The sequence below is a fragment of the Actinopolymorpha rutila genome (assembly GCF_013407855.1).
GTDB lineage: Bacteria > Actinomycetota > Actinomycetes > Propionibacteriales > Actinopolymorphaceae > Actinopolymorpha > Actinopolymorpha rutila.
On the sequence record NZ_JACBZH010000001.1, the window covers coordinates 2,671,620 to 2,695,673 of the forward strand.

At 72.0% G+C, this 24,054-nt stretch carries 22 protein-coding genes; 8 read left to right on the plus strand and 14 right to left on the minus strand.

Annotation, left to right across the window (positions count from 1 at the left end; translation table 11 throughout):
• Positions 1–136: 136 nt before the first annotated feature.
• The gene (locus F4554_RS11965; protein WP_337795985.1) at positions 137–1,204 is read left to right on the plus strand and encodes a threonine aldolase family protein; all 1,068 of its coding nucleotides are present in this window, start codon (positions 137–139) and stop codon (positions 1,202–1,204) included.
• A 7-nt stretch (positions 1,205–1,211) separates the two neighbouring features.
• Here the strand turns inward: F4554_RS11965 and aroF are convergent, their stop codons facing one another.
• The 10 genes from aroF to F4554_RS12015 all read right to left on the minus strand — a co-directional run bounded on the left by aroF (position 1,212) and on the right by F4554_RS12015 (position 12,779).
• Positions 1,212–2,279, minus strand: coding sequence for a 3-deoxy-7-phosphoheptulonate synthase (aroF, locus tag F4554_RS11970; protein WP_238341276.1), 1,068 nt, complete (start codon positions 2,277–2,279; stop codon positions 1,212–1,214).
• A 156-nt stretch (positions 2,280–2,435) separates the two neighbouring features.
• Positions 2,436–2,999, minus strand: coding sequence for a molybdopterin-dependent oxidoreductase (locus F4554_RS11975; protein ID WP_337795986.1), 564 nt, complete (start codon positions 2,997–2,999; stop codon positions 2,436–2,438).
• A gap of 333 nt (positions 3,000–3,332) precedes the next feature.
• The gene (locus tag F4554_RS11980) at positions 3,333–4,682 is read right to left on the minus strand and encodes an ABC transporter substrate-binding protein (RefSeq protein WP_179787451.1); all 1,350 of its coding nucleotides are present in this window, start codon (positions 4,680–4,682) and stop codon (positions 3,333–3,335) included.
• 44 nt (positions 4,683–4,726) lie between these two features.
• Complete coding sequence (locus F4554_RS11985) at positions 4,727–5,626, minus strand: carbohydrate ABC transporter permease (protein ID WP_179787452.1); 900 nt, start codon at positions 5,624–5,626, stop codon at positions 4,727–4,729.
• A gap of 45 nt (positions 5,627–5,671) precedes the next feature.
• Positions 5,672–6,631 carry a carbohydrate ABC transporter permease gene (locus F4554_RS11990; protein ID WP_238341277.1) on the minus strand — a complete coding sequence of 320 codons (960 nt, stop codon included), beginning with the start codon at positions 6,629–6,631 and terminating at the stop codon, positions 5,672–5,674.
• A gap of 166 nt (positions 6,632–6,797) precedes the next feature.
• Positions 6,798–7,817 carry a DMT family transporter gene (locus F4554_RS11995; protein WP_337795987.1) on the minus strand — a complete coding sequence of 340 codons (1,020 nt, stop codon included), beginning with the start codon at positions 7,815–7,817 and terminating at the stop codon, positions 6,798–6,800.
• Entirely contained in the window at positions 7,814–8,743 is a 930-nt protein-coding gene (locus F4554_RS12000; RefSeq protein WP_179787453.1) for a deoxyribonuclease IV, read from the minus strand. Before F4554_RS12000 ends, F4554_RS11995 begins: the two co-directional genes overlap by 4 nt.
• A gap of 12 nt (positions 8,744–8,755) precedes the next feature.
• The gene (locus tag F4554_RS12005) at positions 8,756–9,673 is read right to left on the minus strand and encodes a GNAT family N-acetyltransferase (protein WP_179787454.1); all 918 of its coding nucleotides are present in this window, start codon (positions 9,671–9,673) and stop codon (positions 8,756–8,758) included.
• A 93-nt stretch (positions 9,674–9,766) separates the two neighbouring features.
• Complete coding sequence (gene pknB / locus F4554_RS12010; RefSeq protein WP_337795988.1) at positions 9,767–11,773, minus strand: Stk1 family PASTA domain-containing Ser/Thr kinase; 2,007 nt, start codon at positions 11,771–11,773, stop codon at positions 9,767–9,769.
• Between the two features lie 220 nt (positions 11,774–11,993).
• Complete coding sequence (locus F4554_RS12015; RefSeq protein WP_179787456.1) at positions 11,994–12,779, minus strand: class I SAM-dependent methyltransferase; 786 nt, start codon at positions 12,777–12,779, stop codon at positions 11,994–11,996.
• 88 nt (positions 12,780–12,867) lie between these two features.
• Here F4554_RS12015 and F4554_RS33550 point away from each other — a divergent pair, with 88 nt between their 5' ends.
• From F4554_RS33550 to F4554_RS12030, 3 genes are all read left to right on the plus strand, one after another.
• Entirely contained in the window at positions 12,868–14,127 is a 1,260-nt protein-coding gene (locus F4554_RS33550; protein WP_179787457.1) for an FAD-dependent oxidoreductase, read from the plus strand.
• A complete protein-coding gene (locus tag F4554_RS12025) occupies positions 14,124–14,585 on the plus strand; it encodes an Rv2175c family DNA-binding protein (RefSeq protein ID WP_337795989.1) in 462 nt (153 codons plus the stop codon). Before F4554_RS33550 ends, F4554_RS12025 begins: the two co-directional genes overlap by 4 nt.
• A 111-nt stretch (positions 14,586–14,696) precedes the next feature.
• Positions 14,697–15,122 carry a barstar family protein gene (locus F4554_RS12030; protein WP_179787458.1) on the plus strand — a complete coding sequence of 142 codons (426 nt, stop codon included), beginning with the start codon at positions 14,697–14,699 and terminating at the stop codon, positions 15,120–15,122.
• Positions 15,123–15,152: 30 nt separating this feature from the next.
• Here the strand turns inward: F4554_RS12030 and F4554_RS12035 are convergent, their stop codons facing one another.
• Positions 15,153–16,316, minus strand: a complete 1,164-nt coding sequence (locus tag F4554_RS12035; protein ID WP_337795990.1) for a polyprenyl synthetase family protein — start codon at positions 16,314–16,316, stop codon at positions 15,153–15,155.
• Between the two features lie 48 nt (positions 16,317–16,364).
• Here F4554_RS12035 and metF point away from each other — a divergent pair, with 48 nt between their 5' ends.
• Entirely contained in the window at positions 16,365–17,288 is a 924-nt protein-coding gene (gene metF / locus F4554_RS12040) for a methylenetetrahydrofolate reductase [NAD(P)H] (RefSeq protein WP_179787459.1), read from the plus strand.
• Between the two features lie 136 nt (positions 17,289–17,424).
• Here metF and F4554_RS12045 read toward each other — a convergent pair whose 3' ends face one another.
• From F4554_RS12045 to F4554_RS12055, 3 genes are all read right to left on the minus strand, one after another.
• A complete protein-coding gene (locus F4554_RS12045) occupies positions 17,425–18,819 on the minus strand; it encodes an FAD-dependent oxidoreductase (RefSeq protein ID WP_179787460.1) in 1,395 nt (464 codons plus the stop codon).
• 82 nt (positions 18,820–18,901) lie between these two features.
• Entirely contained in the window at positions 18,902–19,495 is a 594-nt protein-coding gene (locus F4554_RS12050) for a DUF4126 family protein (RefSeq protein WP_179787461.1), read from the minus strand.
• A gap of 417 nt (positions 19,496–19,912) precedes the next feature.
• Positions 19,913–21,313: an MFS transporter gene (locus tag F4554_RS12055; protein ID WP_179787462.1), complete on the minus strand. Its 1,401-nt coding sequence runs from the start codon at positions 21,311–21,313 to the stop codon at positions 19,913–19,915.
• Between the two features lie 577 nt (positions 21,314–21,890).
• Here F4554_RS12055 and F4554_RS12060 point away from each other — a divergent pair.
• The 3 genes from F4554_RS12060 (at position 21,891) to F4554_RS12070 (ending at position 23,958) form a co-directional block, all read left to right on the plus strand.
• Positions 21,891–22,385 (plus strand): SAV_6107 family HEPN domain-containing protein, encoded by a 495-nt coding sequence (locus tag F4554_RS12060; protein ID WP_179787463.1) that lies wholly within the window; start codon positions 21,891–21,893, stop codon positions 22,383–22,385.
• Positions 22,386–22,467: 82 nt separating this feature from the next.
• Positions 22,468–23,277: a methyltransferase domain-containing protein gene (locus F4554_RS12065; protein ID WP_337795991.1), complete on the plus strand. Its 810-nt coding sequence runs from the start codon at positions 22,468–22,470 to the stop codon at positions 23,275–23,277.
• A 216-nt stretch (positions 23,278–23,493) separates the two neighbouring features.
• Complete coding sequence (locus F4554_RS12070; RefSeq protein WP_179787464.1) at positions 23,494–23,958, plus strand: DUF3040 domain-containing protein; 465 nt, start codon at positions 23,494–23,496, stop codon at positions 23,956–23,958.
• The last annotated feature ends 96 nt before the right edge of the window (positions 23,959–24,054 follow it).

The window sequence follows — 24,054 nt, forward strand, 5'->3', positions numbered from 1 at the left end:
TTCCCTTCGGTGTGCGATTCGTCCACCTTAGGTTTGCGACCGCCGGCCCCGGCCGACCGTGTCTGCTATCGGTCTGCGATCGGGCTGCGATCGGCCGGAGCCGGAGGACCCGGAGGGGTCGGCTACCGTGCTGGTCGTGGCTGAGGTGGAGAACACAGATCGCGACCGTCCGGTGGACCTGCGCAGTGACACCGTGACCACGCCGACGCCGGGAATGCGTGCGGCGATGGCCCGGGCCGACGTCGGGGACGACGTGTACGCCGAGGACCCCACCTGCCGGGCCCTGGAGGAACGCGTCGCCGACCTGCTCGGCACCGAGGCGGCGCTGTTCACCGTCACCGGATCGCTGGCCAACCTGCTCGGCGTACGTGCCCTGGTGAAGCCGGGCGCCGAGGTGCTGTGCGAGGCCCGGGCGCACATCGCCCGTGCCGAGCTGGGCGCCCACGCCGCCGTGTTCGGCGTGACCAGCCGCACCTGGTCCCACCCGCGCGGCCTGGTCGACCTGGCGGCGGTGCGGGAGCTGCTGGCGCCGGACGCCGGGCCTTACTTCGTGTCCACGGCGGCGGTGTCGGTGGAGAACACCCACAACTTCGGCGGCGGCTCGGTCCAGCCGCTGGACTCCCTGCGCGCGCTGCGCGAACTCACCGCGGCGAGTGGTGTCGGCGTGCACCTGGACGGCGCCCGGCTGTGGCACGCCTGCGCCGCGACCGGGGTGGCCCCGGGCACCTACGCCGCCTGCGCCGACCTGGTGTCGGTGGCCCTGTCGAAGGGGCTGGGCGCGCCGGTGGGTTCGCTGCTGGCCGGACCGGCGGCAGCGATCGCCGACGCCCGGGTCTGGCGCAAGCGACTCGGTGCCGGGTGGCGGCAGGCGGGGGTGCTCGCCGCCGCCGGGATGTACGCCCTGGACCACCACCTCGACCGGGTGGCGCAGGACCACGCGAACGCCCGCGCCCTGGCCGACCGGCTGGCCGAGGTCGCGCCCGGCATCGTCGAGCCGACCGGCGTACAGACCAACATCGTGGTGCTCGACCTGGCCGCCGCCGGGATCCGCACCGGCGCGACCGAGGTCGCCGAGCGGGCCCGGGCGGCCGGCGTCCTGGTGTCCGTCCTCGGGCCGACCGCGTTGCGGCTGGTCACCCACCTGGACGTGGACGAGGCCGGCTGCCGGCACGCCGGCGACGTGCTGGCCACCGCCCTGAAGTAAGGGGCCCTCAGGACGAGGGCGAGCCCAGGCGTACGGAGCCGGCACCCTCGCCACGTGGCAGGGCCGGCCTGCGGCCGAGCATCGGCGGCAGTTGGCGTACGGCACTGGCGAGCTCGCGCAGCTCGGCGCCGGCCAGCGCCTGCGCGCCGTCCACCAGGGCGTTCTCCGGGTCGGGGTGCACGTCGATCAGCAGGCCGTCCGCCCCGGCGGCGATCGCGGCCCGGGCCAGCGGCACGATCAGGTCCCTGCGGCCGGCGGCATGGGTCGGGTCGACCACGACCGGGAGGTGGGACAGCCGCTGGACGAGGGGGATCGCCGCCAGGTCGAGGGTGGCGCTGGTCGCGGTCTCGAACGTCCGGATGCCGCGTTCGCAGAGCACGATCTCGCAGTTGCCGCGCTGGGCGACGTACTCCGCTGCCATCAGCCACTCGTCGACACTGGCCTGCAGCCCCCGCTTCAGCAGGATCGGCTTGTTCTGGCGGCCCACGCTGTCCAGCAGCGCGTAGTTCTGCATGTTGGTGGCGCCGATCTGGAGCATGTCGGCGTACGACGCCACCAGGTCGACGTCGGCGGGGTCGATCACCTCGGTGACGACGTACAGCCCGGTGGCTTCGCGGACGTCGGCGAGGATCCGCAGGGCGTCCTTGCCCAGGCCCTGGAAAACTCCGGGAAACGTGCGCGGCTTGTACGCCCCGCCGCGCAGCAGGGTGGCCCCGGCTCCGGCCGCCAGCCGGGCCGCACCGAGGGTCTGCGCGGCACTCTCCACCGCGCACGGGCCGGCGATCAGGGTGAACGTGCCCGGGCCGACCGGCACTTCGCGGCCGCCGGAGCCGACCCAGACGACGGAGCGGTCGGTGCGGGCCTGGCGGTTGACGAGTTTGTACGGTTCGCTGACCCGGAGCACCGTGGTCACGCTCGGCATCCCCGCGAGAGTGAGCTCGGCCATCCGGGAACCATCGCCGATGACCCCGACGATGGTGCGGTCCAGGCCACGGCTCACGAACGCCTTCGCACCCGCCGACTCGATCCGGGCCACCACCGCGGCGAGGTGCTCCGGCGGTGCGCCAGGACTCATCACCACGACCATGTGAGGCGCACCTCCGTCCCCGCACCGGCCATACTCCGGCCGGCGAGAGGGTGAGCGTAACCGGCGGACTCGGCTCCGTTTACCGAAACGTCCGGCATGTGGACGCGGCCGAGGTCTCAATCAGGTTGCGGTTGAGACCGTGGGCTAGTTGGGGCCCGTGGCGGCGCTTTCCTGGTAGGCGTACCGCTCTCCCGACCAGGGGTCGGCGGAGTTGTGGTAGCCGCGCTCCTCCCAGAAGCCGCGCCGCTCCTCGGTGAGGTACTCGATCGCGCGGAGCCACTTCGGGCCCTTCCAGGCGTACAGGTGCGGGAGCACCAAACGGAGCGGCCCGCCGTGCTCGGGGGAGAGGTCCTCGCCGCCCACGCCGGTCGCCAGCAGGGTGCCCTCGGCCTGCAGGTCGGCGAGCCGAAGGTTGGCGGAGTAGCCGTACTGCGCCCAGGCCATGACGTGGCGTACGTCCTCCCGTGGCGGTGCGAGCTCAAGCAGCGCCTGGGTGGGGATGCCCGTCCAGGTCAGGTCGAGCAGGCTGAAACCGTTCACGCAGTGCAGGTCGGCCAGCACGTTCACCCGGGGGAGGGTGGCCAGGGTCGCGAAGTTCAGGATGTGCTCGGTGCCGCTGGCGGTGGCCCCGATGACCCGGAAGTCCCAGCCCTGCGGATCGGTCGAGCGGGGAACCCGGCCGTAGTGCATGACCTTCCACGTGGACACACAACTCTGCCCTGGCGGTACACCCCGGCGGGCGTCGATTCGCGCCAGGCGCTCCGGGGTTACGTCCGCTCCGAAGTGCCGACCCTGCACGCAAACATGGTCGCAGATCACCGCCGCCGGCGTGCGCCGAGGTCGGAACCAGCCCGGAAACGGTCGGTCTCGGGCCACGCACCGTGCGGCGAACGGTGGCGAACAGCGGCGAACGGCGAACAGCAGCGGACGCACGGCGGGGCGGTCGGACCATGCGCCCGACCGCCCCTTCGTCCTCCGCTGTGTGGTTCCTCGCCGACGGGATCGCCGTCCGCGAGGATGTTCGCGGGTTACGCCGTTCGGCTACTCCGGGTGAGTGGGCAGCTTGAACGGACAGAACTGCTTCATCTGCGGACCTGCCCGGTTCTGCGCGATCGACAACGCTTCCGCCGGCGTGGAGTCGCCGAGGAGCACCGCCTGCTGTGCGGCGTCCATGGAGTCCGAGATCTGCGCACCCACCGGCAGCGGCGGCCGCGAGGTGGTGAACTTCACCATGCTCGGGAAGATTCCCTGGTCGCCGGTGACGCTCTTGTCGTTCACCAGGCTCTGCCACGTCGGGATCTTGCTGGCCGACTTGGCGTAGATGCGCTGGCCCTGCTCACCGGCCATGAACTTCATGAACTTCCAGGTGAGGTCCTGGTTCGGTGCGCCCTTGGGCATGGTCAGGGCGAAACCACCGGCCCAGGTCAGCGGCTTGTCGCCCTTCTTCGGCACCGGTAGGTAGGTCACGCCGTAGTCGAGTTTCGGGGCGTACTCGTTGATGCTGCCGACCGACCAGTTGCCGTCGACGGCCATCCCGATGTGGCCGGTGTAGAACGGCGACTGGGTGGGCGGCTGGTTCGGCGGCCGGTAGGTCGCGAGGAACGTCTGCACCCGGGTGTAGTCGAACTCCTTGGCCCAGTCGGCGAAGTCCTGCATGGCCTTGGTCCACCCCGGGCTGTTCAGGGTGAGCTCGCAGGTCTTGTCGTCGAACCACTTCGCCCGGTTGATGATCGCCCAGGTGGCGTGGAACGCCTGGCCGTCCCAGGGGATGAACCCCATCCGGGTGTAGTTGCCCCGCTTGTCCTTCTTGTCCATCTTCTTGCCCAGGGCGATGACCTCGTCGATGGTCGGCGGGCCGTTCTTCGGGTCGAGCACCTCCGGGTCGATGCCGGCGTCGCGCAGGACCGTCTTGTTGTACATCAGTCCGCGCACGTCGGTGTCGAACGGCAGCGCGTACATGTCGCCCTTGTACGTCGCCTCGTCCGCGGCGTACGGGAGGTACTTGCTGCGGAGGTTCTCCCCGTCCTTGTCAATGCGCGGTTGCAGGTCCTCGAACAACCCGACCGAGGCCGCCTGCGCGGTGGTGAACCGGTCGATGATGTAGACGTTCGGCGGGGTGTTGCCGCGCACCGCGGCGATCAGCGCTGCCGAGTCGCCGGTGAACTGTCCCGACTTCGGCACGATCTGCACCTTGACGCCGGGGTTGGCCTTCTCGAACGCGTCGATGACGAGGTTCTGGGCCTTGAGCTCGCGTTCGCCGCCCAGCTGGGTCCACACCAGCAGCTTGCGGTCGGAGGAGCTCCCCGAGCACGCGCCCGCCGTACCGGCCACCAGGAGCATGGCGAGCATGGCGAGGACGACCCTTCGGATACGGCGCGGTCGCGACCTCATGTCTGCCCGTCCTCTCGGAGTCTTCTCGTTCAGCGTCTTCTCGCTCACTTGAAGCTCCCGAGGGTGATGCCGCGGATGAAGTACTTCTGTGCGGCGAAGAAGAGAATCACCAACGGCGCGAGAATCATCAACGACGCCGCCATCAGCAGGTTGAACTGCACGTCGTGGGTGCTGCGGAACGCCTGGATGCCGATGGCCAGCGTCTGCTTGGCCTCGTCCTGGAGGTAGAGCAGTGGTCCCAGGAAGTCGTTCCAGGCGCCGACGGCGGTGAAGATGGCCACCGCCGCGACCGCGGGCCGGGCCATCGGGAACACCACCTGCCACAGGATCCGCGCCTCGCTCGCACCGTCGATGCGCGCCGCGTCCAGGTGCTCACGCGGAATCTGCAGCAGGAACTGCCTGAGCAGGAAGATGAAGAACGCGCTGCCGAGGAAGTTCGGGACCACCAGCGGCAGCAGGGTGTTGATCCAGTGCAGCCAGGCGAACAGGTCGAACGTCGGGATGAGCGCGATCGGGAACGGAATGAACAGCGTGGCGAGGACGACGTAGAACACCTTGTCCCGTCCGCGCCAGTCGATGCAGGAGAAACCGTAGGCGACGATCAGGTTGGAGATGATCGAGCCGATCACGCTGAGCACGGTGATGAGCAGGGAGTTGCCGAAGTACGTCGCGAACGGGAACGCCCTGAACGCCTCGATGTAGTTGCCCCAGTGAAGTACCTTCGGGAACAGCGTCGCGGGCGTGATGCCGAGTTCCTCGTTGGACTTCAGGGACGTGATGATCATCCAGTAGATCGGCAGCAGGAACAGCAGCGACATCGCGACGAGGAAGACGCGGACGCCGATGCGGTCCCCGAGAGTGCGTGCGGTGCGCTCGCGGGCCGACATCACTGGACCGCCGGTGCCGCCGTAGCGCGCACCGGGTGTATCGGTCTGTGTGGTCATGGTGAGTCCTTCGCAGCTTCGGAATTCGTGATGGTGAGCCCGCGGTCAGGAGACGACTTCGTAGTTCACGAAGCGCCGCGAGACCTGGTAGACGAGCAGGGCCAGCACGACCCCGATGAGGAAGAGCGCGACCGCGAGCGCCGACGCGTAGCCGAGATCGGCGTAGCTGAACGCGTTGCGGTACAGGTAGAGCATGTAGAACAGGGTGCCGTTGTTCGGCCCGCCCCCGGTGAGGATGTAGGCCTGGGTGAACACCTGCAGGCCCGCGCTGATCCCGGTGATGAGGTTGAAGAGGATCGACGGGGTGAGCAGCGGCAGGGTGATGCGGAAGAACGACTGGGCCGCACTGGCGCCGTCGATGCGGGCGGCCTCGTACAACGTCTGCGGGATGTTGTTCAGGCCGGCGAGGTAGATCAGCGCGGCGTTGCCCGCACCGAGCTGGGCCATCGCCACGATGACGAGCTTCGCCGTGGTCGGGTCGCCGAGGAAGTCACGCTCCTGGCCGCCGAACAACGAGATGGCCTGGTTGACGATGCCGGTGCCCGGGTTGACCAGCACGATGAAGATGAACGACATCGCGAAGATCGGGGCGAGCGAGGGCAGGTAGAGCGCCGTGCGGTAGACCGCGACCTCGCGGACGCTGCGGTTCATCGCCAGCGCGAGGAGCAGGGCGACGACGAGCCCCACCGGCACCGCCCACCCGGAGTAGAACAGCGTGTTGAGGATCGACGTCCAGGCCAGCGGGTCCTGGAACATCCGGGTGTAGTTGCTGAGTCCGACCCACTGCGGGGTTTGCATGCCGCTGTACTTGGTAAGACTGATGATCAGCGAGTAGAAGATCGGGAAGACCACGAACGCGATGGTCCCCAGGATCCACGGGCTGATGAAGATCAGCCCTTTCTTGAGATTCGCCTTGTCGCGCGGTGTCCAGGCCGACCGCGACGAGGTGGTGCTCCGCTGGCCCGGTGAGCCGGTGTCCAGCGCGTCTTGGGTGCTGACTGACAAGGTGGTGCCTCCGGTGAGTGGGGATGACGCCGAACCGTCGACCTCCTTCCGGACACGCCCCGGCGGGCAATCTGGGAACGTTCCCAGGTGATGATCACGCAGATGCTGGCGCAGATGCTAGGGCACCGGAACGCGTTTACCGACCCGGCCCTGTAACACCTCGGTCTCAAACCGGCAGGTGAGGGGTCTCCGCTGGGAGTCGGCGCCTCGGTGCGAGTTCGGCGGTGTACATAGCGGCCAGAATGAGTCCGCCACCGGCCACCATTCGTCCGGTCAGGGACTCCCCGCCGAACAGCAGCGCGAACGCCGACGCCCACACCGGTTCCATGCACATGATGACCGCGGCCCGGGTCGGCGGCAGGTGTGCCTGCGCCCACGTCTGGGTCACCAGGGCGAAGGCGCCGGCGATCAGCGCCATGTAGAGCAGGGCGAGCCAGTCGCCGGTCCGGTCCGGCACGGTGATCCCGCCCGGAGCGGCGGCGACGCCGCACACCACGGCGATGACGCCGAGCTGCACGACGGACAGGCCGAACGCGTCCCGCTGGTTGGTCCACGCGCCGAGCGCGACGATGTGCAGGGCGTACAGCCCCGCGGACAGCAGGGTCAGCAGCTCGCCGGGCCCGAACGCCAACCCACGCAGGGCAAGTACGGCCAGCCCGGCGGTTGCCAGTGCGACCGCGAGCCAGGTGGCGCGCCCGATCCGGTGGCGGAGCAGCACCCCGGCCAGAACCGGCGTGAGTACGACGTACATCCCGGTGACGAACCCCGACACCGACGCGGAGGTGTGCGCCAGCCCCTCGGTCTGAAGGATCTGGGCCAGTCCGTAGAGCAGGCCGAGCACGGCACCTCGCCGCCACGCGGCGGCACCGAGCCGGGCGAGCGTCGGTGCGGCGAAGACACCCAGCACGACGGCGGCGACGGCGAACCGCACCGCGAGGAAGTCCGGCACCGGAACCCGGGTGACCACGTCCTTGATGAGGAAGAACGTCGAACCCCAGGAGGCGGTGACCGCGAGCAGTCCGAGCACGGCCAGTTTCGGCACCGCACCCGCCGAACCGCTTCCGGACGTCCCGCCGAGTCCGCCGGGTCGATCAGGGTGGGACGACGGCGCGGTGTTGTCCGTGCTGCCGTCGCCGCGGTCTGCGCTACCGGTGCCGCGGTCTGTGCTGCCGGTGCGGCCGCTCACCGCCCCCTCGCACGTTTGAGCGCGGCGATGTCCTCACGGGACGCCTCGACCCCGCCGGGAGTCTCCACGACGACGGGAACGCCCGCGACGGCCGGATGACGCAGCAGTTCCTCGAACGCTTCCGGGCCGATGTGTCCCTGCCCGATGCGTTCGTGCCGGTCGCGGAAACTGCCGCGGGGGTCCTTGGAGTCGTTGGCGTGCACCAGCCGCAGCCGATCGGGGCCGGCCTGCGCGACCAGCCGGTCCAGGGTCTCGGTCGTGCCGCCCGGTGCGTCCAGCGGCGCTCCGGCGGCGAACACGTGGCAGGTGTCCAGGCAGACGCCCAGCCGGGGATGGTCGTCGAGCGCGGCGAGGTAGGCCGGCAGGTCCTCCACCCCCGAGCACAGCGACTGGCCCTGGCCGGCGGTGGGTTCCAGGAGCAGCGGGGGAGCGTCGTCGGGCAACGCGTCCAGGATCGGCAGCAGCGCCTCGCGTGCCTGCCGCATCGCGACCTCGCGGCTGCCCTCGGCGACGCACGAACCGGTGTGCACGACGACACCTTCGGCGCCGATGGCGTACGCGCGGACGAGGTTGTGCGCCACGATGTCGACCGAGCGTTCCAGCGTGGCGGGGGTGGGGGAGCCGAAGTTCACGAGGTACGGCGTGTGCACGAACGCGCGGATCCCGGCATCCGCGCACAGGGAACGGAACGCCTCGTCCTGCTCGGGATCTCCGGCGGCGCGTGCCCAGCCGCGCGGGTTGCCGACGAAGACCTGCAGCGCCTCCGCGCCGATGTCGACGGCCGTACGGAAGGCACCCCTGGCCAGCCCGGCGCCCACCGGAAGGTGGCTGCCGATCGGCGGGACGGGTCGCCGGGCGCGGGCCCGGGGACCCCGCGCGGTCGCGGCGGCGCGGGCCGGTGCGCCCGGGGGAGCTGAGGATGCCACCGGCCCACCATCTCAGACGTCTGCGTCGCTCCGAGTGCCCAGGTCACGCCCCTGGCCCGCATCCCATGCCAGCGTGCGGGTGCGCGCCAGAGTGGAGAAGCCGAGGGTCCGGTAGAGCCGCCGCGGCGCCGGGTACGCGTCGTCGCCGCGCGGACCGACGACCGCCTGCGTGGCGCCCAGGTCCCGAGCCTTCGTCATCACCGCGACGCAGACAGACTGGGACAGACCACGCCGGGCATGCTCCGGGCTCGTGCCGACCGGCTCGAAGAGAACGCTTCGGGAGTGATCGTCGTACCAGCCAAGTGCGAACGCGGCCGGGCTGCCGTCCGGTGCCACGACCACGAGGTCGAGTTCAGGCCGATAGAGGGAGACGGCCTTCATCGCTCTGTACTTGTCGAGCGTGAAGTTGCTCTGCGGCTCCTTGCCGGTCACCGGCAGGCCGAGTAGTTCCCTGATGCGAGCAGGTGCCCAGGCGAGGCGGTGTGCGTCGACGCGGGCGTGCTCTCCGGCTTCCTCGGCAGCCAGGAGGCTGTACCCCGGTGGCAGGGGCAGGCTCGGCAGCTGGTCCAGACCACGATGCTGGAGGAGGAAGAACGGCCCGCCGAGATCGTGAGCGCCGGCCGCGCGAAGCGTGCTCGCCATCGGTGAGTCCGTCACCAGACTGATCGACCCGTGAGGCGCATGCGAGCGGATCCTGTCGAACGCGAGGCGCCGTTCGTCCGGTGACAGGTCGGGAGAGAAGTGCCCCTCGGCCTCCGCCTCATCGTCGTGGTGCCACATCTCGGCGAACCAGCCGTCGCCGTCGAGGGTCGCGTCGGCGGGTGGGGCGCCGTCGCACCCACTGCCGTGCCAGGCCACATTGCCCGGATGCAGCTGCTGGGTAGGGACCCAGGTGCGGGTGACGAGAGCGATACGGGCGTCGAGATCCATGGGCACACCCAAGCAGTCAACCTGTCGTTGGCGCACTCGCGTTGCCGGAGCCGACGTGGAGAGCGGCGTGCCGGCCGGTGGCTCGTGGTCGGCTCAGACGATGTCCAGTACGACGACCGAGCCGACGCGCGCCGGAGCGTTTGCGGCCGGCGTCTGGGTCACCACGACGTTCAGCCCGACGAAGACGGGGTTGCGCTTCACCTGCACCTGGAAACCGGCGTCGGCCAGCTTCTTCTGTGCGTCGGCCACCGGCATCCGGGCCACGGACGGGACGGGTACGAACTCCGGCCCCTTCGACACCGTGACGCGCACTGTGTCGCCGCGGAAGACCCGGCCCGGCTGCGGCTGCTGCCCGATCACCGCGCCGGGCGGCACCTGGTCGGAGAAGGCGTCCGTACGGGTGACCTTCAGCCCCAGCGCGGTGAGTGTGGAGTCGGCCGCGGCGTACGGCATCCCGGCCACCGGCGGCAGGTCGACCGGCTCCCGGCCCTTGCTGACGATCAGCGTCACCTCGCCGTCCCGACGCAGCGGCGTGCCGGCCTCGGGGGAGGTGGAGATGATCCGCCCGGCACCGACGGTGTCGCTGAACGCCGTCTGCACCTCCTCGACCCGCAGCCGGGCCTCACCGAGCAGTTGCCGGGCGCGGTCCTCGGACGTGCCGGTGAGCCGGGGTACGTCGTGCACCTCCGGCCCCAGGGACATCCAGACCTGGACCGGCCCGCCCCGCCAGGTGCGGGCGCGAGGTGCCGGCGCGGCCCGGACGACGTGGCCCTTGCGTACGTTCTCGCTGTAGACCTGGCCGGCGACGACGAACTTCACCCCGGACTCCTCGGCCAGGCCGGGCAGCTTCTTCTGGGCCACGTCGACCACCGGCGGCACCCTGGTGAACGGCCCGATGCCGGCGAGCCAGCTGGTCACCCCGCCGGCCAGCAGGACGGCCGCGACCAGGCCGGCGACGACCGGTGCCCGAAGCCACCACGCCCGCGGTGCCGGAGCCGGCTCGTCGGGATCGGGTACGTCCGCGTTGTCGGCCGGCTGCCCGTCGTCGAGCCGGTCCGGGCGGAGGGCGACCGACGGCGACAACGCGGCCGCCGAGGCCGCGCGGATCTGTTCCAGCGGTGCGATCAGGGTGTGCTCGGCGGCCGGCTGCTCGGGCCGCCGGAACGCCCTGAGGTCCTGGGTCAGCTCCGGGTCGTCCACGCCGTCGCGCAGCGCGGCGCGCGCCCGGCGGACGTGGCGGAGGAAGACCCGGGCGTCGGCGGGCCTCACCGCGGGGTCGCGAGCGGTAGCCCGCAGCACCAGCGCGTCCAGGAACGCCGGGATGTCGGACGCGGACTTCGACGGCTCCGGTACGTCCTTGTTGACGTGCTTGTACGCCACCTGGATCGGCGAGTCGCCCTCGTGCGGCTTGGAGCCGACCAGCATCTCGTACGTCATGATCCCGGCGGCGTAGACGTCCGCGCGCGCGTCGGCGGTGCCGTGGGTCACCTGCTCGGGTGCGAGGTAGGAGACCGTGCCCATCAGCAGGCCGTGGGTGGAGGTGTTGGTGGCCGCGGACACCGCCCGGGCCAGGCCGAAGTCCGCGACCTTCACCACGTCGCCGTGGTCGTCGCGGCCGAGCAGGACGTTCTCGGGCTTGACGTCGCGGTGCACGATGCCCGCCTCGTGGGCCGCGGCGAGCGCCTGCAGCACCTGGTCGAGCAGCTCCAGCGTCCGCTCCGGCGGCATCGGCCCCTCGTCGTACAGCGCGTCCCGCAGGGTGCGGCCGGCGACGTACTCCATCGTGAGGTAGGGCGTGCCGTCGTCGGCGCCCTGGTCGAACACCGCCACCACGTTCGGGTGGGACAGCCGCGCGGCCGACCGAGCCTCGCGCTGGAAACGCCGGACGAAATCGGCGTCCTCGACCAGGCCGGCGTGCAGAATCTTGACGGCGACGGTGCGGTCGAGCCGGGTGTCGACGGCCACGTAGACAGTGGCCATACCGCCTCGTGCGACACGTCGCCCCACGCGGTACCTGCCGTCGAGCAGGCGACCGACCAGGGGATCGCTGACCGTGACGTCCACGCAGGGGCCTCGCTGGGATGGCGGTTGGGACGTCACGAGTGTAAAGACCTCAGGTGAGAAGGGCGGCAGGCCGCGCCGACTGCCCGCAACACCCGGCCTCGCCCGGGCTCGCCCGCCATCGCCCCGTCGCGCCCGTCATCTCCCCACGTTGTGTCGTACGTCACGGCAGTGTTCAGAGCGACTTCGGCGCGATTCGGTGCGACCGGTTGCCGGACCGACAGCATCGGAGTACGACCCGCCTGCAAACGCTCAGCCGTCAGGCGACGGCGGTCAGCATCCCGGTGTGGCCGGTGATCACGAACGCGCCGAACCGGTCGACCTCGGCCTGGATTCGGTCGGACGCGGCGGACCGGAAGTCCGCCCAGGTCAGGCCCTTCGGCAGCGCCCGGGCCTGTCGCCCGCGGGTGCTGTGCAGGTAGGCGAGAACCGGCCCGGCCTCGGGTACGGCGATCTCGTGCCGGTGGTCGTGCACCTCGACCGCGCCGAACACCTCCCGCACCAGCTCGGCACCCCGCTCGAGGTCGAAGCGGGAGTCGCCCCGGTCGTACGGCGGCGGGTCGGAGACGCCCAGGTCCCGCAGGGTGTCCGTCCACAGCCGCGCCCACTGCGGCTTGTCGGCGGCGGCGTTCGTACCGGCCACCAGCCGCCCGCCCGGGCGCAGCACCCGCCGCAGCTCGCGCACCGCGTTCGCCGGGTCGGTCGCGTAGTAGAGCATGTACATCGCCAGCACCGCGCCCACCGAGCCGTCGGCGAACGGCAGCCGGTCGACCTCGCCCACCACCTCCGGGCGCAGCCCGGCCGAGAGGTCGACGGGGACCACCCGCAGGTCGGGCCGGTCCGCGCGCAGCCGGCGGGTCAGCGCGCCGGTGCCCCAGCCCACGTCCAGCACCGGTCCCGGCCCGGGCAGGTCGCGCAGCAGCTCCAGGACAGCCCCGCCGAGATCGAGCCGCGGCCGTTGCCAGGCGTAGATGGAGATGCGGTCGGACAGCCGGGAGGTGTCGGCGTACTCCTCGCCGGTGAGTAACCCCTGGTCGACGGACATCGGTCCAGGGTAGGCCAGACGCTCGCCCGCACAGGCGCTCTTCCTCGCGCGTCCGGGCGATCACGAGGGCGACGCTAGGGTCGGTCGGGTGGAACGAGTCGTGGTGGTGGGAGCCGGGCTGGCCGGGCTGCGCACGGTCGTCGGGCTGCGCGAGCAGGGGTACGCCGGTGAGCTGACCCTGGTCGGTGCGGAGTCGCGGGGACCCTACGACCGGCCGCCGCTGTCGAAGGCGATCCTGTCCGGGAAGTCCGACGACTCGGCGCTGCCGTTCGACCCGGACGAGCTGCGGGTGGACTTCCGTCCCGGCGTACGCGCGACCCGGCTGCGCGGCGACGTCGTGGAGACGGCGGGTCCGGGCGAGGTGTCCGGCCCGGACCTCGACTTCGACGGGCTGGTGCTCGCCACCGGCGCCGAGCCGGTCGTGCTGCCCGGCGAGGGCGCCCGCTACCTGCGTACTCACGACGACGCCCACGCACTGCGGGCGGCGCTGCGGCCGGGAGCGGCCGTCGTCATCGTCGGCGCCGGCTGGATCGGGGCGGAGGTGGCGACCGTCGCCCGGACGGTCGGCTGCCGGGTCACCGTCGTGGAGCAGGCGCCGACCCCGGTCGCGCACGCGTTGCCACCGCAGGTCGGCCGGCACCTGGCGCCGTGGTACGCCGAGGCCGGGGCGGACCTGCTCCTCGACCACCGGGTGGCCGCCGTCGGGCCGAACACCGTCGACTTCGCCGACGGCACCACCCTGCGCGCCGACGTCGTGATCGTCGGTGTGGGGGTGCGACCGGCCACCGGCTGGCTCGCCGACTCCGGACTGGAACTGGACCGGGGCGTGGTGGTCGGCGCCGACCTGGCGGCCGGCCGGCGCGGCGTCTACGCGGTGGGTGACGTCGCCGCCCGCTGGTCGCCGCGGTACGGGGCGCGGGTGCGCGGCGAGCACTGGGACGACGCGCTGCGCGCACCGGCGGTCGCGGTCGCCAACCTGCTCGGCGGAGCGCAGACCTACGACCCGGTCCCTTACGTCTGGAGTGAGCAGTTCGGGCGGATGGTGCAGTACGCCGGGCTTCCCGCCGCGGGACTTCCCGCCTCGACCCCTGCTGCCGGTCCGCCCGGCGCCGAGCCGGACGTGCCGGGCACCCAGCTGGTGTGGCGCGGTGACCCGGCCGCCGACGACCGGTGGTCGGTCTTCTGGCTCGACCAGGACGCCCGGGTGGCGGCCGTCCTGGCCGTCGACCAGCCGCGCGACTTCGTTGCCGGCCGCCGGATCGCCGAATCCGGCGCAGCCGTCGATCCCGCGCTGCTGGCGGACCCAGCGGTTAGCGTCAAGTCGTCCGTGGCAGGCTCTGCAGGGTGAGCAAGAACGAGTCGATCACGCAGACGGAGCCGTCGGAGCGTACCGCGCAGCAGCCGGAGGGGGCTCCGCAGTCGGGCCGGCCGGATCCGGCCGGGCAGGAGAGTCCGGCCGACGTCGACACCCTCGTGCAGGAGTGGCTGAACATCCCCGAGGTGGCCGAGCGCCTCGGCGTCAACGTCAGCCGGGTCCGCCAGTTGCTGCGCGAGGGCGAGCTTCTCGCCGTTGCGCACGGCGAGCGCGGGGCGCTGCACGTGCCCGCGGCGTTCCTCGACGGCGGCCACATCCTGAAGGGCCTCACCGGCACGCTCACCGTCCTGCACGACGGTGGCTTCGACGATGAGGAGACCGTGCGCTGGTTGTTCTCCGTCGACGACGGTCTGGGGACCCGGCCGATCGACGCGCTGGCCGACAACCGCATCAAGGAAGTACGCCGGCACGCGCAGGTGCTCGCGTTCTAGCGGTGCGTCTCGAGACATGCCCACACAGTCGGGTCGCGCCCAGGACCGAGGTGACCGGGCCCGGGAGACACGCAGGCCACGACCTGCAGCAGAGCGCGAAAGGAGTCGCCGATGTCGCAGCTTGACCTGCTGCTCGCCGGTGAGCTCACCCCAGGTGTCTACCGCTGGCCGGCGGCACCGCCCACCGTCAAGGCGAAGGCCGTCGTCGACCAGGAAGGCTGGCACTTCGTCGACCTGGACACCACGACGGTCGTCGACAAGGCCGGCCTGCTGGACGCGGTGGCCAAGAACCTGGGCTTCCCGGCCTACCTCGGCCGCAGCTTCGACGCGTTCGCCGACCTGCTCGCCGAAGTGCGCGACGAGCACGGCGTGGTGTTGTGGTGGCAGGGCTGGGCGGGTCTGGCGGAGCTGAACCCGCAGGCGACCGAACTCGCGCTGGCGGAGTTCGCGACCCGTGCCGCCGACCGGGAGCAGGGCGTGCTGGCCGTGGTGGTCGCCGGTCCGGGCCCGGTGCTCGACGTACCGACCTGGGAGTGACCGGCCGCGGGAGTGGTCCGCGCCGACGCGTCAGCCTGTGCGCTGGGTGGCGGCTCTGGCCAGCCCGGAGAGCGCGGCGCGGGCGTCGTCGGCTGTCAACGGCGCCTTGTCGAGGGCCAGCGACGCTTCCGCGGTGAGCTCGGCGATGAGGCGTTCGACCGCGGCCAGCGCACCGGTGGAGACGATGATCTCGCGGAGTTCGGCGACTCCCTGTGAGTCCAGCTCCGGGTCGCCGAACCAGCGCTGGAAACGTTCCGCCTGGGCGGGGGTCGCGGTCTCCAGGGTCTTGGCGACGAGCGCGGTGCGCTTGCCCTCGCGCAGGTCGTCACCGGCCGGCTTGCCGGTGACCGCCGGGTCGCCGAACACCCCGAGAACGTCGTCGCGCAACTGGAACGCCGCACCCAGCGGCAGGCCGTACGCGGAGTACGCCGCGAGCAGGTCCTCGTCGGCACCGGCGAGCGCACCGCCGAGGTGGAGGGGGCGTTCGATGGTGTACTTCGCGCTCTTGAAGCGCACCACGCGCATCGCCCGCGCCATCGTCGTGTCGGCCGCGGACTGCGTCACCAGGTCGAGGTACTGCCCGGCCATCACCTCGGTGCGCATCGTGTCGAAGTAGCCGAGCGCGGGGATCAGCCGCTCCGGTGGCAACCCGCACTTGCGCAGCATCTCGTCCGCCCAGCACAGGCACAGGTCGCCGAGCAGCAGCGCCCCGCCCAGGCCGAACCGCTCACCCGCTCCCTCCCAGCCGCGTTGGCGGTGCAGGGCGGCGAACTGCCGGTGGATGGAGGGCCGGCCACGCCTGGTGTCGGAGGCGTCCATCAGGTCGTCGTGCACGATCGCGGCGGCCTGCAGCAACTCCAGCGACGCCGCGGCCACCATCATCCGCGGATCGTCGGGGTCGCCGCCGGCACCGCGCCAGCCCCAGTACGCGAACGCCGGCCGGAGCCGCTTGCCGCCCGCGACGAACTCCGCCACGAGATCGCTCTGGATGCGAAGTTCGGCGTCCACGTCGTCCAGTTCGGCGGCCCGCTCGGCGAGGAAGACCTCCAGAGCCCGGTCGACCCCGGCCCGCAGCGCGGCCAGATCGGCCTCGGCACCCGGCGGCATGGGCGGCACAGCAAGATCATCGGCGGGCGGGTCGGGGACCGCACCGGTCTCGGCGTGGTCACGATGCGGCTGGGTGATGTCCGGCACGCGCGCCAGCCTAGACGGGGCCGGGTGCGGCACCGCTAGCCTGGGCGCATGGCTTCTGGACCAGCGTCCACCAGTCCCCGTCCGCCCCGATCCGTCCGTGAGCTGCTCACGGGCGGCGATCGTTCGTTTTCGTTCGAATTCTTCCCGCCCAAGACCGACCAGGGCGAGCAGCAGCTGTGGCGTGCCATCCGCGAGCTCGAGCCACTGGCGCCGACGTTCGTCTCGGTCACCTACGGTGCCGGCGGCAGCACCCGCGACCGCACGGTCCGGATCATCGCCCGGATCGCCAGTGACACGACGCTGACGCCGGTCGCCCATCTCACCTGTGTGGGGCACTCCCGTGCGGAGCTGCGTTCGGTGATCGGTGCGTACGCCGACGCCGGAGTCCGCAACGTCCTGGCGCTGCGCGGCGACCCCGAAGGAGGTCCCAACCAACCCTGGATCCGGCACCCGGAGGGGCTCGACCACGCCGACGAGCTCGTCTCGCTCGTCCGCGAGCTCGGCGACTTCTGCGTGGGTGTGGCGGCGTTCCCCGAGGGGCACCCGGAGGCGGTCAGCCTGGACTCCGACGCGGAGTACCTCGCCGCCAAGGCGGCCGCGGGTGCGGACTTCGCGGTGACGCAGTTCTTCTTCGACGCCGACGACTACTTCGCGCTGCGTGACCGGGCGGAGCGGCTGTCGTGTGACATGCCGCTCATCCCGGGCATCATGCCGGTCACCAACGTCCGGCAGATCCAGCGGTTCGCGGCGTTGTCCGGTGCGGCGTTCCCACCCGCCCTCGCCGAGCGGTTGCTGGCGGTCGAGGACGACCCGGCGACGGTCCGCGCGATCGGGGTGGAGGTCGCCACCGAGCTGTGCCAGAAACTGCTCGACGGAGGAGCACCGGGCCTGCACTTCTACACCCTCAACCGGTCCACGGCGACCCGCGAGATCTACGCCAACGTGGTCGGCCCGGTCGCCCGCGTGTCCTAGGGTCGCTCCCGGGCGATCGCCCGGGAGCGCTCGTCAACCGGTGCTTGCGTACGGCGGACGTCCGTACGCAAGCACCGGTTGACGGCCAATGTGGTCCACGCACCGGCTCACTGCTCGACCCCGATCCGGGGGGACCCTAGGCGCGGCCGATCTCCTGGGCGACCGTCGCGGCTCCGAGCAGCACCAGCGGCACTCCTGGTCCGGGATGCGCCGTCCCACCGACGACGAACAGCCCGCCGACGCCGGTGCGGTTGGCGGGTACGCCGAGGCCGCGCCACGCGCCGCGCCAGGTAGGCCCGTACGACGGGACCGGGGACTCGACCCGGGTGACAACCCGGTCCCGCAGGTCGAGGCCGCGCTCGGCGAGCAGGTCCAGCACCTCCGGCGTACCCTCCCGGGCGCCACCGCCGACCTCACCGCCGACCTCACCGGCAGGGTGCACACTGAGCGCCTGGTGCCCCTCGGGCGCGGCCTCCTCCACGGGGGCGGCACGGACCACGACCGGCGGACCGGCCGAGCCGGGCGCCGGGTGCAGGACGGTCTCGTACGGCAGGGCCGAGCCCGCGTCGGTGCGAACACCGAGCAGCAACCGTGGCCGGGGCGGCGGAACCCGCAGTGAACGCGCGCCGCGCCGCAGCGACCCGGGCGGCCGGTCCAGCATCCGGTCGGTCAGCGTGCGCACGTCGACGTCGGCGACCACCACCTGTGCGGGCAACGTCTCACCGTCGGCCAGGCGTACGCCGGTCACCGAACCCCGCGCGTCACCGGCCGCCTTCGGGTCCGTCGTCACCGCGACGACCTCGGTGCCCAGCCGCACGTTCACCCCGCGCTCGGCCAACCGCTCGCCGAGGGCCGTAGCCAACTCCGTGAAGCCGCCCGGGAAGTACCAGGACCCGAAGGTGCGCTCCACGTAGGCGGCCACAGCGGTGAACGCGGGCGCCCGGGAGGGTGGGACGCCGCCATCGGGCAGTGCGGCGTACTCCAGCACCTGCCGCAGCCTCGGCTCGGCCAGCCGGGCACGTGCGAACCCGCGCAGCGATCGCCCGTACCCCAGCGTCCGCAGCCCGGCGGCACCCAGCGCCCGCCCACCGGTGAACGGCACCTCAAGCGCCCGGGTACGCAGCACCTCCCACACCGGGGTCAGGTCGTCGACGGTGGTCTCCCAGGCCGTGGCCGCGGCCGGGCCCAGAACCGCCTCGAGGGCGTCGCGTTGGCCCGACCGGCTCTCCACCGGCAGGTCGAGGGTCGATCCGTCGGCGAAGACGTGCCGGCGTGGAGTGGACACCGGCAGGAGAGTGCGAACGCGTTCGAGAGGGCGGCCGGACTTGCGGAACAGGTCGCGCATCGTCGCCGGCAGGGTCATCGTCGCCGGCCCGAGGTCCCACCGGAACCCGCTGCGCTCCACGGTCGCCACGGCGCCGCCGAGCCGGTCCGTCGCCTCGCACAGGCAGACGTCGTGGCCCAGCTTGGCCAGCCGGGCCGCCGCCGCGAGTCCGCCGACGCCTCCACCGACCACCACCACCTGTGCCACGTCGCCAGACCCTAGCGTCCGGTGGCGTCAGGGCCGTCCAGGACTCGGGGGATCGTTCGAGACTCGGGGATCGTTTGCGGACTCAGGGTTGCTCGAGGATCTGGTGCCGGCGTTCGCGCCATCGGCGGTAGCCGCGGCGGACCCGTCGGGTCAGCACCAGCGTGAGCAGCCCACCGCCCGCCAGGGTGCCGAGGACCAGCGTGAACGCCGTCCACGGCCAGGTCACCGCGAGGGTCAGGGCGCCCGCCACCGACAGGTCCTCGCCCAGGCTGACCGCGACGTTGCTCGCCGGCTCCGGTGAGGTGTTGACCGCGAACCGCAACCCCGTCTTGACAGCGTGGCTGGCCAGCGCGGTCGTTCCCGCCACGGTCGCCGACAGGGCCTGGTCGAGGTCGCCGGTGTGCCCGGCGATCAGCAGCCCGAGGATCGCGCCGACCGTGGGCCGGATCGCGGTGGAGACGGCGTCCCAGCCGGAGTCGACGTACGGGATCTTGTCGGCCACGAACTCCAACCCGTACAAGCCTGCCGCGGCCAGCAGCACGTCGGTGCGTTCCAGGGCCGCCGGGATGCCCTCGACGCCGAGGAACCGGCCGAACAGGCCGAGGAGCAGGACCGTCGCGTAGGCGTTGACGCCGCTCGCCCAGCCGCTGGTGAACACCAGCGGAAGCAGTTCCACCTCGCTCGTCCTCCCGTCTCGTCGTGTCCCGTGGCGCACCCTCGCCGCCGGCGCCTTCGCGCGGTCGCCTGCCGGGGACGACGTGTCCGCGCCAGGACTCCGCGCCAGGACTCCGCGCCAGGCAAGTGTCACCCACGACCATGGCCGAACGCGGACGCCGGGCCGCCGTGTCGGCGCCGCGTACCCGTGGGGGACTGGTGTCCGGCCCTCAGTGGACACCCGACACAGGAGTGGTGAGTACCTACGTGGGAATGAGTACGACGCCGGATGCTGGCGTCGGCCGGTCCGAGACAGGATCTTTCCAACGCGTTCGGCGGCCGTCAGGGCCGCGAACGCCCGCCACGGCGGTGGTCCTGGGCCCGGACCGATTCGCCGCCGAGGCGGGACGGCGCGGGTGGGCCCCCACGGGGGTGGGGCTCACCCTGCCGGCCGATGCTCCGCCTCCCGTCCGGCCAGCAGCCCTTCGGCCGGCTGTACGTCCGCCGGTCGACCTTCAGCCGGTCGCATTCCCGCCGGCTGCGCTCCCGCCGGGCCGGGCACGCGCGGCGCCACGGGACCGCCGCTCGGCAGGCCGTCCGCGATCACCGGCTCGGGTCGGCTCTCACGTCGCGCGACGGGATCCCGGCCGACCACCGCGGCCGCCGCCATCCCGGCGGCCACACCGGCCCCGACCAGCACCCCACGACTCGACGTCGCCTGGGCGATCACCCCGGCGAGCAGAAGGGCCAGGGCCTGGCCGAGTTGGAGTGCGGTGTTGGCGAGGCCGACCACCCGGCCCCGTGCGCCGGCAGGCACCAGCCCCACGATGGCGGCCTGAAGCTGGGCGACGTGTCCCATCGCCAGGCCGGCCAGCAGCAGCGCGGCCACCACGAGCACCGCCGGCCCCGCCAGTCCCGCCGCCGCGACGCACAGCCCGACCGCGACCGAACCCGGGGCCACCAGGCGTTCCCGTCCCCGCGTCGACATCCGCCCCACCGCGAGCAGGCCGACCGCACTGCCCAGCGGCGGCGCCGCGAGCAGGATGCCCGCGCCCTGGTCGCCGAGCCCGAGTTCGGCGGCGAGCGGCAGGGCGAGGCCCTCGGCGGTGGCCAGGACCGTCGGTCCCAGGAACAGGAGGCAGAACAGGCTCGGCATCCGCGCGGTGTCCCGGACGACTCGCAGGCCCTGCCAGGTGTCGCGCAGGATCGGGTGGCGCGCGCCGCCGGCGGGCCGTGCCGGTGCCGGCCGGGACACGACGAACACCGCCAGCAGCACGGCCGACACGGCGTACGCCAGCGCGTTGACACCCAGCGCCGCGGGCGAGCCGATGAGGACGACGACGAACCCGCCGGCCGCGAAGCCGATCACCTGGACGGCCTGCTGGCTGGTGGCGACCAGAGCGTTTCCGGCGGCGAACCGCTCGGCGGGCAGGACGTCGGCCAGGATCGCCGTCCGCGCGGCTCCGAACGGCACCCGGAAGAACTCCGCGAGCAGGAGCAGGGCGAGCGCCAGCGGGATGTTGTCGCCGAGGAGGGCGATCAGCGCTGTGACCACGGCTCGTACGACGTCACAGGTGATCAGCAGCCCGCGCCGGGGCAGCCGGTCGGCCAGGGTGGACAGCACCGGACCGCCGAGCAGGCCGGGCAGGTAGGTGACGGCGAACGTCACCGCGGCCAGGGCGGCCGACCGGGTGCGTTCGTAGACGAGGGCGGCCAGGGCGAACTTCCCCAGCTGACTGCCGATCCGTGAGGCGACGTCCGCGACGAACAGCCCCGAGAACTCGTGGTTTCGGAGCAGACCGCGGTAGCCGGTCCGGGCCGGCCCGTCAGCACGCCTCACGTTTTGCATCCTGCCGCAACATAGACACCGTGCGTACGACTTTCCTCACAGAAAATCACCAAAGTTCCTCGCTGCCCGGATTCTGCGCTTGGCGGTGGCCCACTGATCTCTGCGCTGTCGGCGTGGTCGGTGGCGTCGTCGGCCCTGGGAATCCGCCTGCCTGGTCGCTGCCGGCCGGGATTGTCGGTGGTCACCGCAAGACTGGCGACATGGCAGTACGTGAGTGTTACACGAGGTCCCGCGCCACCCCGCCCGGATGGCCGTGCCGTGTCCGGTTGACGGCGCCGGCCGGGTGGGTTAACTTCTCTCGTAGGTCGAACGTATGTTCGACCTACCGATTCGGGGGAGCCGAGCGATCTCCCGAGTCGGGTCGCGAAGTCCGACGGGGGAGGCTCGTCCCTGCCCCCGCCGGATCGCCGTTGGCCCCGGGCGGGACGCGCAGGGGCAGGGGAAAGCGTCCCGCCCGGTTCGGCTGCCGGCGAGCTCGGTGCCACGTCGGCGCCCGCGCCGACGAGCAGCAGGCAGGCTCCGTCCCGGCCACGGCCGGGATGCTCTGAGGCAACGGAAGGGCCAACCCATGCGCACACAGTCGAGTCCGTCGTTCCAGGCTCCGCTCGGCCCGAGTGTCTTCGAGGCGCTCGACCGTGCCCGGGCCTCCCTGGCCGAGGCCCGGATGGCCGAGCTCGCGACCGAGCGCTACTCCGCCGCCCACGTCGCCGCCCTGCGCACCGCGGCGGCCGTCCTGGCCGCACGCACGGGGCCGACCGTTCGCCGAGGTCGTCGCGACGCGTGGACGCTGCTGGCCCGGGTCGCCCCGGAGCTCGCCGAGTGGGCGGCGTTCTTCGCCGCCGGCGCCGGCAAGCGCGCGGCCGCCGAGGCCGGACTTCCCAGGGCGGTGACCGACCGGGACGCCGACGATCTGGTCCGCGACGTCGAGCGCTTCATCGCGGTCGTGGAGGCGATGCTGGAGTTGCCGCACCAGCCCTCGCTGCCGCATCAGTCCGACCCAGCCGACGGCGATCGTCTGGGCCGGACGAGCCTGCGGGTCCACGGCCCGGGCGCGGCCGCCTGACCCGGTGACGGCTTCGCGGCCGGGTCCGCACGGCAGCCTAGGCTGGTGACGCCTGTCACCCAGCCCAGAGGAGGGCCGTTTCGTGCCCGAGCGCAGCCTGGACGCCGAAGGTGGTACCGGTCAGCGGGCCGCCGACTCCTTCAGCGGTTCGGCACCCGGACGCCGCCGGTCGCTTCGTGACGAAGTGGTCGGACGCCTGGTCCGAACCGCCCTGGACGACCAGGTGGCCAAGTCCGGTCGGTCCGCCCTCCGGGTGGTCGACGCAGGCGGTGGCACCGGGCACCTCGCGGTCCCCATCGCGCGGATGGGCCACCAGGTCACGGTCGTCGACCCCAGCCCGGACTCCCTCGCCGCGCTCGAACGCCGGGCCGCAGAGGCGCAGGTCACCGAGCGCGTCCAGGCGGTGCAGGGTGACGCGGTGAGTCTGCGGGAGCTTCTCGGCGAGGCGACCACCGATCTGGTGCTCTGCCACAGCGTGCTGGAAGTGGTCGACGACCCGCAGGTGGCCGTGCACGCGATGGCGAGCGTGCTGCGGCCAGGTGGCGCGCTGAGCCTGGTGGCGGCCAACCGCTACGCCGCCGTTCTGGCCAAGGTGCTGAGCGGCCACCTCGACCAGGCGCGGGCGGCACTCGCCGCCGCCGACGACCCGGTGGAGGCCGGCCGGACACCACGTCGCTTCACCCCCGAGCAGCTGCGCGGGCTCGCCGAGAACGCCGGACTCGTGGTGGTCGACGAACGCGGCGTCCGGGTCTTCGCCGATCTGCTGCCGGCCGGCCTGGCCGACGAGCCGGGGGCGACCGCCGCCCTGCTCGATCTCGAGTCCCAGGCCTCGGCACATCCGAAGTTTCGCGTCCTGTCCGCCCAGCTCCACCTGCTTGCCCGCAGGCAGTGATCCCGGCCGACGCGCCTGAAGCCGCCGGCTCGGGTACGGTGTCGGTGGGAAGCATCGCTTCGAACGTCGCCATGCGGACAGAGGTCGTCGTAGCCGACTTTTACCCGCCGGTACCGTCGAACGTGCAAGGTCGGCTACCGTGCCGTTCCGAGCCTGCCTAGACTTTCATCTAGGCTCATTGAAGATCGAACACGGCAGTGTCCCGTTGGAGGTCAGGTGCCTCTCTCTGACCACGAGCAGCGACTGCTCGAGCAGATGGAGCGGGCCCTTGCCGCCGAGGACCCGAAGTTGGCCTCGGCGTTGCGGGGGGTCGATCTGCGCACGCGCCAGCGCCGGCGTGCCGTGATCGGAGCCGCTGTCTTCGTCGTCGGCATGGTGTTGATGCTCGGCGGTGCGATCATGATGACCACCGGGCAGAGCGGGTTCGTCGCGGTGAGCGTGCTCGGCTTCCTGGTCATGCTGGTCTCCGCCTACTACGTCGCCACCAGCCTGCGGCACATGCCCGCGGCCGGCGAGTCACCCAAGGTGGTGCCGCTTCGCGGGCGTGGTCAGCGACCACGCGGCGGACAGGCCAAGCCGAGCGGGCAGGCCAAGCCCAGAGGCCGTCGTCCCAAGCCCAGCGGCACCTTCATGCAACGCGTCGAAGAACGCTGGCGGCGCCGCCGCGAGTCCGGGTTCTGACGTTCGGCCGGCCCCCGACCTTCGGGCCACGACTGAGGCCGCACCCACCTCGGTGACCGACGCTCCGCGGCTGGTGCCCACTCGGACACTGGTGTG